Origin of the sequence: Marinovum sp. (genome assembly GCF_034669705.1) — a bacterium.
GTDB lineage: Bacteria > Pseudomonadota > Alphaproteobacteria > Rhodobacterales > Rhodobacteraceae > Marinovum.
Map to the genome: position 1 here is coordinate 1 of NZ_JAXMOR010000057.1, position 15,408 is coordinate 15,408.

Consider the following 15,408-nt stretch of genomic DNA (forward strand, 5'->3'; position numbering starts at 1 on the left):
CCATTTCCTCCATCACACACCGCCGCGTCACGGCAGCGCTTGCGCCCGGGGCAGCCGATCGATCCCCCGGATCGATCCTGCGCATCATGCAATGTGGCAGGGGCCACCTACGGTTCCCTCGCGGAGACGCACGCCTGGTTCGATTCCAGGGTCGCCCACCACTTTCTCCATCACACACCGCCGCGTCACGGCAGCGCTTGCGCCCGGGGCAGCCGATCGATCCCCCGGATCGATCCTGCGCATCATGCAATGTGGCAGGGGCCACCAGCGGTTCGCCCACCACTTTCTTCATCACACACCGCCGCGTCACGGCAGCGCTTGCGCCCGGGGCAGCCGATCGATCCCCCGGATCGATCCTGCGCATCATGCAATGTGGCAGGGGCCACCTGCGGTTCCCTCGCGGAGACGCACGCCTGGTTCGATTCCAGGGGCGCCCACCATTTCCTCCATCACACACCGCCGCGTCACGGCAGCGCTTGCGCCCGAGGCCGCCGATCGATCCTGCGCATCATGGCAACGTGGCAGTCACCTGCGGTTCCCTCGCGGAGACGCACCCCCTCCTGTCTCCGACATCATACACCGCTCAAGCGCCAGCAAAGGTTCCGCTCCTGCGCCACAGCCTGCTATGCTCGCGGCACATCACGGAAAGGACCGGGCCATGAAGATCGCGGTGATGGGCGCAGGCGCGCTCGGGGGGTATTTCGGCGGGCGGCTGGCGCAGGCCGGGCATGAGGTGACGCTGATCGCGCGTGGCGCGCATCTGGACGCCCTGCGCCGGCATGGCCTGCGGATCCAGAGCCCCAATGGCAATGCGCATCTGCCAAAGATCGCCGCCACCGGCGATCCGGGCGAGGTCGGCGCGGTCGATACCATCCTCTTCATGGTCAAGAACATCGACGTCGAGGCCGCCGGCGCAGCGATCAAACCGATGCTGGGCCCCGAAACCATGGTCGTTACCTGCCAGAACGGCGTCACCGCTTGGGAACGGCTGGGCGCGGTGATCGGCGCGCGGCATGTGGTGCCCGGCGTCGCCCGCATCCCCGGCCACATCGCCGAGCCCGGCGTCATCGCCCATACCGCCCCCTTCGACATGCTGAGCTTTGGCGAGGCCGATGGCGGCATCAGCCCGCGCTGCGAGATGCTGGCCGAAGCGTTGACCCAAGCCGGCACCACGCCCCTGTTGCATGACGCGATCCTGATCGATCTCTGGACCAAGTTCTGCGGCCAGGCCACCATGGCCTCTTTCACCACGCTCACCGGGCTCGACCTCGGGCCGCTGCGCGACACGGCCGCCTCGCGTGACCTGATGCGGGCGGCGGTGGAAGAGGCCTTTGACGTGGCCCGGGCCGTGCAGCCCGCCATGCCCAAGGACACGGTCGCGAAAATCTGGAGCTTTCTCGAAAGCCTGCCGGACCACATGCACGCCTCGATGCTCGACGACCTGCGCAACGGCAAGCCGCTCGAGCATGAATACCTCGGCGGCGACCTGGTGCGGCTGGGCGCGCGGCACGGCGTGCCGACTCCGATCCACAGCGTGTTCTATGCCGCTCTGAAACCGATCGCCGACGCGCTCTTGCCACGCTGAGCCGCGCTCAGGCCGCCATGTCGAGCAGCACCGCACCCTGCCGGTGGCGGGTCTCGACCAAGGCATAGGCGGCGCGGATCTCGGCCAGCGGAAAACGCCGGTCGATCACCGGGCGCAGCCGGCCTTCGACGACCCAGCCGGCCAGCACCGACAGGTCCGCCTTGGTGTCGCCGCTGACCCCGATCCGGAGCCGCTTGCGGCGAAACACCCGCGCCCAGAGCGCCTGACCGATCTCGCGCAGCCCGAAGTTCAGCGGCACGAAGACGCCCCGGGGCGTAAGCACCGCCCGCACCGCGGCGAAATCCGTGGCCCCGACGGTGTCGATCACCGCATCGAAGCGGGTCTCGAGCCCGCGCAGGCTCTGCCTGCGGTAGTCGACGAACCCCTCGGCCCCCAAGCTGCGCACGAACCCCTCATGCGCACCGGAGGCGACGCCGGTCACCTCGGCGCCCATGGCCCGCGCGATCTGCACCGCATAGGCGCCGACGCCGCCGGAGGCGCCCACCACCAGCACCCGCTGCCCCGGCGTGAGCTGGGCAAAATCGCGCAGGAACACCAGCGCCGAGAGCCCGCCGAAGGGCAGTGCCGCGGCCTCCGAAAGGTCCAGCCCGTCGGGCACCGGCAGCACCGCGCCGGACGCCTTGACCACCAGGTAGTCCGCATGCGCGCCCTGCAGGACAAAGCCGAACACCGCCTGCCCCGGCGCGAATTCGGTCACGCCCGCACCCAGCGCCGCCACATGGCCTGCGAACTCGCTGCCCAGCACCGGCTGGCGCGGCGCCCGCAGCCCGAACATCAGCCGGCCCGGAATGGCCAGCACGCCGGGAAAGGCCGCCGCGCGCAGCCGCCAGTCGGCGGTGGTCACGCTGCCATGCGCCACCCTGACCAGGATCTCGCCCGGTCCCGGCTCCGGCCGCACGGTCTCTTCGATCCGGACCACCTCGGGTCCGCCATAGGTCCGATACACTGCCGCTTTCATCGCCGGCCTCCTTTCGCTTGCATGACGCAGGGATAGCCATGCGCCAGCCTTGAGGGAATTGACCAATCCAACAGGGCTGGTATGCATTTTCGCATGGATTGGCGCAGCATCACCTTCGACTGGAACCGCGCCCGTGCCTTTCTGGTCACCGCCGAAGAGGGCTCGCTCTCGGCCGCGGCCCGCGCGCTCGGCATGGCGCAGCCGACCCTCGGGCGGCAGGTCAGCGCGCTCGAGGCGGAGCTGGGCGTGGCGCTGTTCGAGCGCGGCGGTCGCGGGCTGGAGCTGACCCCCACCGGGCTCGATCTGGTGGAACATGTTCGCGCCATGGGCGACGCCGCCACCCGCATCTCGCTCGCGGCCTCGGGCCAGAGCCAGGAGATCGCCGGCCGGGTCTGCATCACCGCGTCAGAGATCTATTCCGCCTTCCTGCTTCCGGCTGTGGTGGCCGAGCTGCGGCACGGCGCGCCGGGGCTCGAGATCGAGATCAACGCCACCAACGCGGTGACCGACCTGCGCCGCCGCGAGGCCGATATCGCCATCCGCAACACCGCGCCCGAGGATCCGGCGCTCACCGCCAAGCGCATCGCCGACGACAGCGGCTGGTTCTATGCCGCCGAGGCCTATCTGGCACGGCGCGGCACACCGACGGGATTGGACGACCTGGCCGGGCATGACTTCGTGGCGATGGACAGCGCCGAGCAGATGATCGGCACCTTCGCCGGCTTTGACATCCCCCTCGCCCGCGAGATGCTGACCCTGCGCTGCGACAACCACCTGGTGCATTGGGAACTGGCCCGACAGGGCGTGGCGATCGGCATCGCGCCGGAGTTTCTCGGACAGGCCACGCCCGGCATGGTGCGGCTGCTGCCGGGGCACGGCCCGATCCGCTATCCGGTCTGGCTGGTGGCGCATCGCGAGGTGAAATCGTCGCGCCGCATCCGGCTGGTCTGGGAGGTGATCGAGCGGCATCTGCGGACCCGGCTGCGGGGCGCGGCGGCGGATTGATGGCGTCGGGTGGCGCTCCGTTGCCGAGAGGCCGCGATTCCCGACAGTCTGTCACCTGATCGCAACATTGCCGTGCGAGGCTCGTCGCCACCCGAAGTCGCGAGCAAGCCAGAGCAAGCCCATGTCCCTGTTATCCATGCCCCTGCGCATCACCGGCGCCCGCGTCCTTGGCGACAGCGGCCTCGCGGCCGGCGCGCTGACCGTCTCTGAGGGCAGGATCTCGGACGGGCCTGCGCCGGAACTCGCCCTGCCCGGCTTTGACATCCTGCCCGGCATCGTCGACATCCACGCCCGGCCGGCCGGGGCCACCAGCCTCGCCGCGCTCGACCGGCAGCTGGCGGCGCAGGGCATCACCACCGCCTGGGTGGCCCAGGGCTGGGGCTGGCAGGGGGGCGCCTGGGCACCTGAGGCGGCGGCGGACTTCCTCGCGCGCCACGCCCGTCACCGGCTGATGGCCGGCACCGACCTGCGGGTGCTGCTGCATTGCGACACCCACATGATGGACAGCGAGGCCCGGCTGCTCGACCTGCTCGAACGCCACGCGGTGCGCGCGGTGCTCTTTGTCGACAGCCTGGGCGACAACGCGCTGCAGATCGCTCCCGGGCAGCGCGCCACAGCCGGCGCGCTGCGGCTGCGCGGCGGCGAGGTGCATCGCTTTCTGTGCAACCTCGCCCATGCCTTCGACGTGATGAACATCCGCTCGGGCAGCTACGGCGACCGCGACGGCCAGTCGCGCGAACGGCTGGCGATGATGGGCGCCAAGATCTGCGTCGCACCGGCGGCGAGCGGCGCGGCGGCGGTGGCGCGGGCCTGGTCCGATCCGGTGGTGCTGCCGGCGGCCGGGGTGACCGCCGCGGCACCCTGCCCGGCACTGCCCGACCCACGTGACCTGATCCCCGCCGGCATGTGCGACGCGCTGGTCTCTGACGGCGCACCGGAAATGCTGCTGCCGGCGGCGCTGCAGCTGGTGCGCAACGGCACCCTGCCACTGGCCGGGGCCTGGTCGCTGATCTCGTCGCGCCCGGCGCAGGTGCTGGGATTGGGCGACCGCGGACGGCTGTCGCCCGGCCAGCGTGCCGACCTGGTGTTGCTGCACCGCGCCAGCAGCACCATTGCCGCCACCATGTCGGCGGGGCGCTGGATCTACCGCAACCCGGATTTCGCCCTGTCGCTGCATCCGACCGGCCCGGCCCCCGCCACGGTGCCCGCAGCCCCCGCCGCGCCGGGGCGAGGGGCGGTCTGAGCCGGCTTGCCCCTGAATTCCTTGCGCAAACCGCCCGCGCCGGCCTGCGTTTTCCTGCCATGACGGCTTTTGGCGCGCGCGGTTCCGTCCTATACTGCCTGGCAAAACACCCAGAAGCAGGCCGGGGAACCCAGGTGGCACAGGCAACAGGCGACAAGACGTTCAACATCATGATCGTGGGTCAGTCGGGGCGGCTGCAATACGAGGCGCTGCTGTTTGCCGCCTCGTTTCACCACAACACCCGCGGCTTTCGCGGCAAGCTGTTCATCGCCGAGCCGCAGCCCGGTCCGCTCTGGCCCAACGATCCGCGGATCAAGAACGACGACCTGCGCAACTTCCTGCTCGAGCTCGGCGCCGAGTTCCTGCCCTTCGAGAGCCGCCACTTCGGCCATGCCTATCCGCATGGCAACAAGATCGAGGCGCTGATGGCCCTGCCCGAGGGCGAGCCCTTCGTGTTCTTCGACACCGACACGCTGATCACCGGCGACCTGCGTGAGGTGCCGTTCGATTTCGACCGGCCCACCGCCTCGCTGCGGCGCGAGGGCACCTGGCCGAAGATCGAGCTCTACGGGCCGGGCTATACCGAGATCTGGAAATCGCTCTACGACAGGTTCGGCCTCGATTTCGAGAGCTCGCTCGACCTGAGCCAGCCCGACGAATACTGGCAGCGCTATCTCTATTTCAACGCCGGCTTCTTCTTCTACCGCTGTCCGCGGGAATTCGGCCGGCGGTTTCTCGACTATGCGCTGGCAATCCGGGATGATCCGCCGCCGGCGCTGGTCTGCCAGCCGCTCGACCCCTGGCTCGATCAAGTGGCGCTGCCGCTGGTGATCCACGCGCTGGGCGGCGGCCGTGACACCCTGCCCGCCGGCATGCTGGATAGCAGCCATTCCTGCCACTACCGCTACCTGCCGCTGCTGTTTGCCCGCGAGAGCAAGCACGTGGTCGACACGCTCGAGATCGTGGCGGCGCCGAACAAGGTCAAGAAGCGCCTGAAGGATTACGAGCCGGCGCTGCGGATGATCTACCAGGGCCGCGGCCACAAGGTGCGCGACATGTTCGACCGCGACAACCTGCCCCGCAAGGAACAGGCGATCCGCAACCAGATCCGGCGCGAGGGGTTCTGGATGCGGTAGCGCCCGGGCGGGCGGCGCGAACCGGGTTGCATTTGGTATATACATTTTATATACCGCGCCTTCACATTTGAAAGGAGCAGGCATTTTGAAAACCGTACTCGTCGTCAACCCCAAGGGCGGCACCGGCAAGACCGTGACCGCGATCACGCTGGCGGGGGCGCTGGCGGCGCAGCGCAAGCGCGTGGCGCTGGCGGATGCGGATGTGCAGAAATCCTCCTACAGCTGGCTCAAGCGCCGCAACCTCGGCCAGGCGCCGATCAAGCGCCGCGACTGGACCTCGCCGCGCGATCTGGGCAAGGCGCCGAAGCGGGCGGATTACCTGATCGTCGACGCGCCGGGCAGCATCGACACCGAGGATGCGGCGGCGCTGGTCAAGCAGGCCGACCTGATCCTGGTGCCGCTCACCGCCTCGTGGATCGACGAGGATGCGACGCGGCGGTTTCTCGTGGAACTGCGCGAGATCAAGCGCATCCGCAAGGGCAAGGCGCGGATCGAGATCGTGGCCAACCGGCTGCGCAAGTTCTCCCGCAGCCGGCTTGATCTGATGAAGTTCTGCAAGTCGATGGGCCAGCCGCCCTTGGCCTGTATCGCCGACCGGACGATGTATGGCGACCTCGCGCGGCAGGGCAAATCGGTGTTCGACGACCAGCGCAAGCCTTTTCGGCAGATCCAGGCGCAGTGGCAGCCGGTGCTCGACGTGATCCTCGACAAAGCTGGGTGACGGGGGGCGGTGGGTTGCAAACCCACCCTACGTGGCGTGCCGGTCGTTGCGGCCGGCGCAGTTGTCTTGAGACCTCACGCATGCCCCCACGATGATGCCAATCCCCAGCGCGTTAACAGCGGGCCTCGCCCGCCGCGCATCGCCGGCCCCCCCCCAGGCAAGGCGATTTGGCTGCCACCTGCGCATCGATCAGATCTCGCACGGGCTTTGCCGGGATATATCGCTTCGACACAGATCGAGGATCGCCGTACCGCGGCCCGGCGCTGCACGGCTCGCAGACCGGCGTTCAAGCATGAGACAGGGGCGCACTCTCACGTCGATGCCAATCCCAAATGCATCAGCACCGCACACCGTCATGCCAGAGCCATCCCTCGCCATACCCGCCATCCCTCGCTGCACGGCGCGAAGACGGCCCCCCATTTCACACTGGCCATCCGGCCCTGCTCTGAATACCTTCCGCGCAAATCAAAGGAGGATCCCCATGACCGACGCCCCGAGCTACGGCTTCGACACCCTGCAAATCCACGCCGGCGCCCGCCCCGACCCGGCCACCGGTGCGCGCCAGACACCGATTTACCAGACCACCGCCTATGTGTTCCGCGATGCCGAACATGCCGCGGCGCTGTTCAACCTGCAGGAGGTGGGCTACATCTATTCCCGCCTGACCAACCCCACTGTCGCGGTGCTGCAGGAACGGGTCGCCACGCTCGAAGGCGGTGTCGGCGCGGTCTGCTGCTCGTCCGGTCACGCGGCGCAGATCATGGCGCTTTTCGCGCTGATGGGTCCGGGCAAGAACGTGGTGGTCTCGACCCGGCTCTACGGCGGCTCGATCACCCAGTTCAGCCAGACCATCAAGCGCTTCGGCTGGATGGCCAAGTTCGTCGACTTCGACGACATGGACGCGGTCGCCGCCGCCGTCGATGACGACACCCGTGCGATCTTTTGTGAATCCATCGCCAACCCCGGCGGCTATATCACCGACATGGCGGCCGCCGCGAAAGTTGCCGAAGGCGCCGGCATCCCGCTGATCGTCGACAACACCTCGGCCACGCCCTACCTCTGCAAGCCGATCGAGCATGGTGCCACGCTGGTGGTGCATTCGATGACCAAGTACCTCACCGGCAACGGCACCGTCACCGGCGGCGTGGTGGTCGACAGCGGCAAGTTCGACTGGTCGGCCTCCGAAAAGTTCCCCTCGCTCAGCGCACCGGAAGACGCCTACCATGGGCTGAAGTTCCACGAGACCTTCGGACCGCTGGCCTTCACCTTCCACGGCATCGCCATCGGTCTGCGCGATCTCGGCATGACGCTGAACCCGCAGGCCGCGCATTACACGCTGATGGGCATCGAGACCCTGTCGCTGCGGATGGAGCGCCACGTGCAGAACGCCGAGAAGATCGCCGCCTGGCTCGAGACCCATGATGCGGTGGCCGGCGTGACCTATGCCGGTCTCGACAGCTCGCCCTACAAGGCCCGCAAGGAGCAATTCTGCCCCAAGGGCGCCGGCGGGCTGTTCACCGTCAAGCTCAAGGCCGGCTATGATGCCTGCGTCAAGTTCGTCGATGCGCTTGAGCTCTTCAGCCATGTGGCCAACCTCGGCGACACCCGGTCGCTGGTGATTCACTCGGCCTCGACCACCCACCGCCAATTGACCCCGGCGCAGCAGGAAGCCGCCGGCGCCGGTCCGGATGTGGTGCGGATCTCGATCGGGACCGAGGACGCCGATGACCTGATCGCCGATCTCGACCAGGCGCTGAAAGCCGCCTCGGCCTGAGCCGACATAACCCGACGCGGGCCGGACACCCTGTCTGGCCCGCGTGCCACCCAACCGCCCCCAACCGACCGGGGGGCGCGAAAAAGCTTGGTTCGCGCCGGATTGCCTGTAGGCTTCTCGCGAGACAACGATCCAGGCAGGCCCATGCAGTCCGAAGCGATCCACCCGACCGGGGCAACACCGGTTGTTCTGCCTGCCGATTTCCATCATGGCTTCGCGGTCAATGAATTCGGCTTCTATTGCATCCCCGATGCCGTCAGACAGCGCGAGGTCTGCAAGCTCCTGCTGCAGGGCGAGGTGAACGAACCCCGCACCCTGAACCTGATCCGGCGGCTGGCGCGCGGGGGTGACGTGATCAGCGGCGGCGCCTTCGTCGGCGATTTCCTTCCCGCCATCTCGCAGGCCCTGGCCCCCGGGGCGCTGCTGCACAGCTTCGAGCCCAATCCCATGAGCCAGACCGCCACGCATGTCACCATTGCGCTGAACCGGTTGGCCAACGTCCGGTTTCACCCGGTCGCCGTCGGCGAGGCCGATGGCCACCTGCCCTTCAAGGTGACGCGACCTGGCGGCGAAGCGATGGGCGGCATCTCGCGGGTGGTGGCGGAACACCAGCAGGGCGTGACGGTCGAGGTGCCGGTCAGGCGCCTCGACGATCTGGTCGACGCCAGCCGCCGGGTTTCTGTGCTGCATCTCGACGTCGAAGGCCATGAGGGCCCCGCGCTGCAAGGCGCCACCGGGATCGTCACCCGTGACCGGCCGGCACTCATCCTCGAGGCGACCCGGTTCAGGCAGGCCCGCGCGCTGAAGGCCCACTTGTCCGAGACCTTCCGGGACATCGGCTATCAGCTGGTCGGCACGATGGAGCGCAATGTCTTCTTTCTGCCGGAAGGCCTCGGCCGCCCGGTCAGCGGGTGATCGCGAAGGTCATCCTGAGCTGCGCCCCGAAGGTCAGCTCGCCACCTGCCACCGGCATGCCATCGGCCATCGCCAGCCCTTCGGCGCGGGCGAACATCGGCCCCGGGCCCTGCGACGACCCCGGCTCGGCGATCTCCAGTACCGGGCCAAGCTCGACCCCGGCGGTCTTGGCATAGAGCGCGGCGCGGGCCTGAGCATCGACCACCGCAAGGCGACGCGCCTCGGCAATGTGGATCTCCGGGCTCTGGACGCCGAAGCTGATGCCAGACAGGCGGTTGGCGCCATCCTCGACCAGAAGCCCGATCACCTCGCCCAGGCGCGTCATGTCCCGCAGCCGCACCGAGATGTCGTTATGGGCGGAAAAGCCCACGATCTCGGGCACCTCCTGCGGCGTCGACGTGTTGCGCTGGCGCCAGACCGGATCGATCCGCAGCTGGGTGGTCTGCACGTCGCGCGGGGCCACCCCCAGATCGGTCAGCCGGGTGAAGACCTGCTGCACGGTCACCGCCACCTGTTCCATCGCCTCGGCCGCGGTCGGCGCCTGATGGCCGACGCCGATCGACAGCGTCGCCATGTCGGGCGCGGCCTGCACCTGCCCCTCGCCGGTGACGACGATCTGGCGGGCGCTGAGCTGCTCTTGTGCCACCAGCGGAGCAGACAGGGGAATCGTTGCGATCAGGGTAACAAAAGTGTTTATAATCAGACGTCTCAACATTGGCGCAACCTTTGTGCTATAGTGACGACACCGCATCCGGCGGAGGCGGTTCTGCCGCTGCGCCGGCAAGTCTAGAAGCGCGCTGCAGCGGCGCAAGGGGTATTCTCGGCGGGAAGCTGCCCTAAATTCCGCGCGAGACGGTCGTGACTTGTGTGACCTGTGAAGGAGTGCGAAAGCCGGACGAATGAAACCTGATTTTGCACTGCTGCTGTCCTTCGACGGGATCGCCCTGCTGCGCCGCGCAGAGGGCGGAGCGACCGGCGACTGGTACCGGGTCGGCGATGTCTCGCCGGACACATCCAACCTGCCCAAGGCATTGGACGACTTGCGGAATTCCGCCACCGACATGGGCGGCGACCCGGCCGAGGTCAAGCTTGTCCTGCCGACCGAGCAGGTGCGTTTTCTCGACATCGCGGCGCCGGCGGCCGGGGTGTCGATGGCCGAAGCGGTCGAATCGGCGCTCGACGGCGCCACGCCCTATGCGATCGACGACCTTGTCTACGACTTCGAGGTCCGCGGCGGTCGTCTGCGGATTGCTGCCGTCGCGCGCGAGACGCTGGAAGAGGCCGAGAGTTTTGCCACCAACCATGGCTTCCACCCGCTCAGCTTCGTTTCCGACGTCTCTGGCGGCGCAGGCTTTGCCAGAGAGCCGTTCTTCGGCCCGACCGAGACCGCGCTGACCTCGCTCGCCCCCGGCGTGTCCGTGCAGGGCGACGACGCGCCGATCCACGTGGTGGCGCGGCCGGCACCGACGCCCGTATCTAAGCCCGCACCCGCACCCAAGCCTGCCGCCTCTCAGCCGCCGGTGGCCCCCTCCACAGCGACCGCAGAGACCGGCGCGGCGTCCGCTTCGGACGCCAAGACCGCACCGGTGACAAAACCGGACCCGAAGGCTGCCGCAAAGCCTGCGTCCGAGCCGGCTCCTGTGCTCAAGTCCGAACCCGCGGCAAAGCCCGCCCCGTCGGCAGGGACCGCCCCGGCTGCGCCGGACGAGGCCAAACCGGCACCGGCCTCGGAACCTGACGCGAAAGCCGTGGCCATTCCCGCCGCAGAGCGGACGCCTGCGGCAATCGCCAAGCCTGCGCCCGAGGAAGCGTCAAAGCCCGAGCCGGCCGCGAAGCCTGACGCCAGTGCCGCACCGAAGCCTGCGCCCGCGGCCAAGCCTGACGCCAAGGCCACACCGAAGCCCGCGTCCGCCGCCAAGCCCGACGCCAATACCGCACCAAAGCCAGCGCCCGCGGCCAAGCCTGACGCCAAAGCCACAGCGAAGCCCACGCCCGTCGCAAAGCCCGACGCCAATACCGCACCAAAGCCGGCGCCCGCGGCTAAGCCTGACGCCAAGGCCACTGCGAAGCCCGCGCCTGCCGCCAAGCCCGACGCCAATACTGCACCAAAGCCGGCGCCCTCGGCCAAGCCTGACGCCAAAGCTACATCAAAGCCCGCGCCTGCCGCCAAGCCCGACGCCAATGCTGCACCAAAGCCGGCGCCCGCGGCCAAGCCTGACGCCAAGGCCACATCAAAGCCCGCGCCCGCGGCAAAGGCTCCAAAGCCTGCCCCCGTCGCCGAACCGGCCCCCACCGCCGCGGCGCAGCCGACACCCGCCGCAACACCGGCTCCGAAACCGAAAGCCGCGGCCAAACCCGCCGCGAACAACGCCGTCTCCGCACCGCCGCCCGGCCCCGCGACCCCGCCGGTCGTCGCCCCGGCGCCCGATCCGGAGGCCGCGCCGAGCTTTGCCAGCATCCGCGCCCATCGCGATGCGCCGGCACCGCGCCCGGCCACCCACCTCAGTGCCCGCGCCGACGACATGCCGGGCCGGCGCGAGACACCGCCCGGACCGCCGCCCAAGCCGCGCGACACCGCCGACGATCTGGCCGCCAAGGCCCGCGCGTCCTTCTCGATGCGCCCCAAGGCGCGGCCGGAGGAACCCGACACCGCCGGCAGCGCCTCGGCCCTTGCCGTCGCCGCCAGCGAAGCCGCGCCCAAGGCCGGCGCCAAGTCGCCGATCGGCTTTGCCAGCCGCCGCAAAGCGCGCAAACCCGACGCCAGCCCCGATGTCCGCAAACCCGCCTTCGGCAGCGGCAAATCGGCCGCGGCCGACAGCGCCGTGCTGGACGAAAGCGAGCGGATGACCGTCTTTGGCGCCCGCGGCCAGCAAAAGATCGGCGGCAAGCCACGCTTCCTCGGGCTGATCCTGACCGCCGCGCTGCTTCTGGTGATGCTGGCCGTGGCCGCCATGGCCTCGATCTTCCTCGACGAGGGTCTCGCCGGCTTCTTCCGCCGCAGCCCCGAGACCCAGGTCGCCGCCGTCGCCGTGCCGGAGGCTGCGGCCGCCAGTCAAGCCGCCGAAGCCGAAGAGACGCCAGCCCCCGAGGTGATCGAACCGGTGCCGGAGACCGCGCTGGCCCTGCCAGACAGCGGAAGCATCGACCCGCAGGACCCGGCCGCGATCAATGTCGCGGCGCTCAATGCCGGGCTGCCTGCGCTGACCCGCGATCTCGCCGAGGATCAGGTCAACGGCCTCTCGGTGCCCTTCGAGGCCGAGGCGCTGACCCCCGAACAGGCCGAGGCGCGCTATGCCGCCACCGGCATCTGGCAACGCGCCCCCCTGCCGCCCGATGAGCCCGGCCAGAGCCTCGTGGGTGACGTCTATGTCGCCTCGATCGACCCCTCGGTCGCGGTCGGCGACGCGGTCGCCATCCCCACCAGCCGCGAGGCCCAGACCGATGTCGTGCCCGGCGGTCAGCTCAACCCCTACCCGGCCGATGCCGGGCTGACCTTCGATGAGAACGGGCTGATCCGCCCGACACCGGAAGGCGTGCGCCACCCCGCAGGCTTCCTGCTGATCCAGGGCCCGCCGCCGATCAAGCCGCCGCTGCGCCCGACCCCCGGGGCCGAATCCTCCGAGACCACCGAGGCGGAGGAAGACGATGCCTCCGCCCCCCAAGAAGCGCCGGAGCTCAACGTCGCGAACGCGGTCGACGCAACCCTTTCGGGCCTCAAGCCGCGCCCGCGCCCCGGCGATCTCGAAGAGCAGAACGAACGCGCCAACCTCGGCGGTGTCAGCCTGGCCGAGCTGCGGCAGAAAAGGCCGCGCAACCGGCCCGAGCAGGTGGCAGAGGTGGCCGAGGCCACCGAGACGGTCGAGGAAAAGGAGGAGATCGCGGCCAGCGCCCTGGCCGTCGCCGCCTCGCCGCAGCCGCAGCACCGGCCCGCCAACATCGCCGCCCTGGTCACCCGGGCGCAGCGCACCCCAGAGCCCGAGACCGCCCGGCAGACCGCCGCCGTCGCCCCGCGCACGGTGCAGCCGAGCATCCCCTCGCGCTCCTCGGTCGCCGCAGCCGCCACCCAGAAGGACGCCATCAACCTGCGCAAGGTCAACCTGATCGGCGTCTACGGCAAGCCCTCGAGCCGCCGGGCGCTGGTGCGGCTGGCCAATGGCCGCTACCAGAAGGTCAAGGTCGGCGACCGGATCGACGGCGGCCGGGTCTCGGCGATCAGCGAGAGCCAGCTGAGCTACGTCAAGAGCGGGCGCAACATCGTCCTGCGCATGCCGCGCGGCTAGACCCGCCGGCCTCGCGCCAAAGTGACCCTTTGCCCCCCTCGACGTGATCGGGCGGATGGCGCATACCGGCGCGAGATCGGCTATCCTCTCTTGTCGAAGGAGATCCCATGCGCCCTGTCCGCCTGCTCTGGTGCCTGCTGGCCCTCGCCCTGCCGATGGCCGCCGTGGCCGCCACGTCCGAGAGCTACAGCTCGCCCGCCCTCACTGCCCGGCTGATCACCGCCGAGAACGGCGTGGCGCCCGAGGCCGGCTCGCTCTCAGCCGGGCTGCAGCTCGAGATGGCGCCGGGCTGGAAGACCTACTGGCGCAGCCCCGGCGAAGTCGGCCTGCCGCCGGAGCTCGACTGGACCTCCGCCGGCAATATCGCCGAAGCCGAGCTGATGTTTCCCGCCCCGACCCGTTTCACCGCCTTCGACATCGAAAACTTCGGCTACGGCGATGCGGTGACCTTCCCGATCCGCTTGGCGCTCGGCACGCCCGGCGCGCCGGCTCAGCTCACCCCCCGGGTCCGGCTGCTGGTCTGCAAGGAAATCTGCATCCCCGAGGATTTCACCCTCTCGCTCGACCTGCCGCAGGACACCGGCATCGACAGCGCCGCCGCCGAGACCCTCGCAGCGGCGCTGTCACAGGTGCCCGGCGAAGAGGCCGCCTCGGGCCTGACAATCGAAGCCGCGCACCTGTCTGACAACGCCCTCACCCTGGCGGTGCGCCACGCCACGGGCTTTCGCAGCCCCGATGTCTTCCCCGAGCTGGGCGATGCGATCTTCGGCAAGCCCGAGCTGCGCCTCGACGGCGACCGCAGCCGGCTCTGGGCCGAGCTGCCGCTGCTCTACCCGCTGGACACCCGGCCGGACACCCTGCGCCTCACGGTGACCGACGGCGCCTTTGCCGGCACCGTCTCCACGGCGCTGGACGACACCCCGCCAGCGCCGCCCTCGGCCGGCCGCGGGCTGCTGGCGATGGCGCTGATTGCGGTGCTGGGCGGGTTGATCCTAAACATCATGCCCTGCGTCCTGCCGGTGCTCTCGATCAAGCTTGCCACCGCGGTGCGCAAGGCCGATCAGGGCCCCGGCCGGGTGCGTGCCGGCTTCCTGCTCTCGGCGGCGGGCGTGCTGGTGTTCTTCTGGGCGCTGGCGGCGGTGACCTGGGGGCTGCAGGTTATGGGCCATGCGGTGGGCTGGGGCCTGCAGTTCCAGAGCCCGGTGTTCCTCGCGACGATGATCGTGATCCTGGTGCTCTTCGCCGCCAATCTCTTCGGCCTTTTCGAGCTGTCGCTGCCCGGCGCGCTGCAGACCCGCCTGTCGATCGCCGGTGGCGCGGGCCGGCTTGGCGATTTCGCCACCGGTGCCTTTGCCGCGGTGCTGGCCACCCCCTGCTCGGCGCCCTTCCTCGGCACCGCCGTGGCCTATGCGCTGTCCTCCGGCGGGCGCGAGATCGCGGTGATCTTCACCGCGCTGGGCCTCGGACTGGCGCTGCCCTATCTCGCGGTTGCCGCGGTGCCGCAGGTGGTCACCCTGCTGCCGAAACCCGGCCGCTGGATGCTGGGGCTGAAACTGGTGATGGGCGCGCTGCTGGCACTGACCGCGGGCTGGCTGTTCTTTGTGCTGGCCGGTGTCGCCGGGCTGCAGGCCGCCGGGCTCACCGCGCTGCTGATGGGGTTGATCCTGGCCGCGCTCGCCACCCGACGCCTGCCCGCCCGCGCGCTGACCGTGGCGGCGCTGGCGGCACTCGCCGTGGCCCTGCCGGCCCTGCGCAGCCCGGCCCCGGCCG

At 69.6% G+C, this 15,408-nt stretch carries 11 protein-coding genes; 9 read left to right on the top strand and 2 right to left on the bottom strand.

Translation table 11 applies throughout. The annotated features are described in order from the left end of the window. The first annotated feature begins 658 nt into the window (after window positions 1-658). Window positions 659-1,585, top strand: coding sequence for a 2-dehydropantoate 2-reductase (locus tag VOI27_RS22825; protein ID WP_323768922.1), 927 nt, complete (start codon window positions 659-661; stop codon window positions 1,583-1,585). A 7-nt stretch (window positions 1,586-1,592) separates the two neighbouring features. Here VOI27_RS22825 and VOI27_RS22830 read toward each other — a convergent pair whose 3' ends face one another. Continuing rightward, the gene (locus VOI27_RS22830) at window positions 1,593-2,564 is read right to left on the bottom strand and encodes an NAD(P)-dependent alcohol dehydrogenase (RefSeq protein WP_323768924.1); all 972 of its coding nucleotides are present in this window, start codon (window positions 2,562-2,564) and stop codon (window positions 1,593-1,595) included. 81 nt (window positions 2,565-2,645) lie between these two features. Here VOI27_RS22830 and VOI27_RS22835 point away from each other — a divergent pair, with 81 nt between their 5' ends. The 6 genes from VOI27_RS22835 to VOI27_RS22860 all read left to right on the top strand — a co-directional run bounded on the left by VOI27_RS22835 (window position 2,646) and on the right by VOI27_RS22860 (window position 9,358). Next, on the top strand, window positions 2,646-3,569 hold the full coding sequence (locus VOI27_RS22835) for a LysR family transcriptional regulator (RefSeq protein WP_323768926.1): 924 nt from the start codon (window positions 2,646-2,648) through the stop codon (window positions 3,567-3,569). Between the two features lie 121 nt (window positions 3,570-3,690). Beyond that, window positions 3,691-4,812, top strand: coding sequence for an alkylphosphonate utilization protein (locus VOI27_RS22840; RefSeq protein WP_323768928.1), 1,122 nt, complete (start codon window positions 3,691-3,693; stop codon window positions 4,810-4,812). Between the two features lie 170 nt (window positions 4,813-4,982). Beyond that, window positions 4,983-5,948, top strand: coding sequence for a hypothetical protein (locus VOI27_RS22845; RefSeq protein WP_323768941.1), 966 nt, complete (start codon window positions 4,983-4,985; stop codon window positions 5,946-5,948). An 85-nt stretch (window positions 5,949-6,033) separates the two neighbouring features. Then, complete coding sequence (locus VOI27_RS22850; RefSeq protein ID WP_323768930.1) at window positions 6,034-6,669, top strand: ParA family protein; 636 nt, start codon at window positions 6,034-6,036, stop codon at window positions 6,667-6,669. Between the two features lie 481 nt (window positions 6,670-7,150). After that, a complete protein-coding gene (locus VOI27_RS22855) occupies window positions 7,151-8,443 on the top strand; it encodes an O-acetylhomoserine aminocarboxypropyltransferase/cysteine synthase family protein (RefSeq protein WP_323768932.1) in 1,293 nt (430 codons plus the stop codon). A gap of 144 nt (window positions 8,444-8,587) precedes the next feature. After that, window positions 8,588-9,358, top strand: coding sequence for an FkbM family methyltransferase (locus VOI27_RS22860; protein ID WP_323768934.1), 771 nt, complete (start codon window positions 8,588-8,590; stop codon window positions 9,356-9,358). Here VOI27_RS22860 and VOI27_RS22865 read toward each other — a convergent pair. After that, complete coding sequence (locus VOI27_RS22865; protein WP_323768936.1) at window positions 9,348-10,073, bottom strand: SIMPL domain-containing protein; 726 nt, start codon at window positions 10,071-10,073, stop codon at window positions 9,348-9,350. The two genes, VOI27_RS22860 and VOI27_RS22865, sit on opposite strands and share 11 nt — an antisense overlap. Before the next feature lie 184 nt (window positions 10,074-10,257). Here VOI27_RS22865 and VOI27_RS22870 point away from each other — a divergent pair, with 184 nt between their 5' ends. Then, complete coding sequence (locus VOI27_RS22870) at window positions 10,258-13,638, top strand: hypothetical protein (protein WP_323768937.1); 3,381 nt, start codon at window positions 10,258-10,260, stop codon at window positions 13,636-13,638. 107 nt (window positions 13,639-13,745) lie between these two features. Then, the coding region (locus tag VOI27_RS22875) for a protein-disulfide reductase DsbD domain-containing protein (protein ID WP_323768939.1) at window positions 13,746-15,408 on the top strand (1,663 nt) is incomplete at its 3' end.

Bases quoted from the DNA above. Each gene is read 5' to 3' on its own strand.
- VOI27_RS22825 (WP_323768922.1), top strand. From the start codon at position 659: ATGAAGATCGCGGTGATGGGCGCAGGCGCGCTCGGGGGGTATTTCGGC.
- VOI27_RS22855 (WP_323768932.1), top strand. From the start codon at position 7,151: ATGACCGACGCCCCGAGCTACGGCTTCGACACCCTGCAAATCCACGCC.
- VOI27_RS22830 (WP_323768924.1), bottom strand. From the start codon at position 2,564: ATGAAAGCGGCAGTGTATCGGACCTATGGCGGACCCGAGGTGGTCCGG.
- VOI27_RS22835 (WP_323768926.1), top strand. From the start codon at position 2,646: ATGCATTTTCGCATGGATTGGCGCAGCATCACCTTCGACTGGAACCGC.
- VOI27_RS22860 (WP_323768934.1), top strand. From the start codon at position 8,588: ATGCAGTCCGAAGCGATCCACCCGACCGGGGCAACACCGGTTGTTCTG.
- VOI27_RS22870 (WP_323768937.1), top strand. From the start codon at position 10,258: ATGAAACCTGATTTTGCACTGCTGCTGTCCTTCGACGGGATCGCCCTG.
- VOI27_RS22840 (WP_323768928.1), top strand. From the start codon at position 3,691: ATGTCCCTGTTATCCATGCCCCTGCGCATCACCGGCGCCCGCGTCCTT.
- VOI27_RS22845 (WP_323768941.1), top strand. From the start codon at position 4,983: ATGATCGTGGGTCAGTCGGGGCGGCTGCAATACGAGGCGCTGCTGTTT.
- VOI27_RS22865 (WP_323768936.1), bottom strand. From the start codon at position 10,073: ATGTTGAGACGTCTGATTATAAACACTTTTGTTACCCTGATCGCAACG.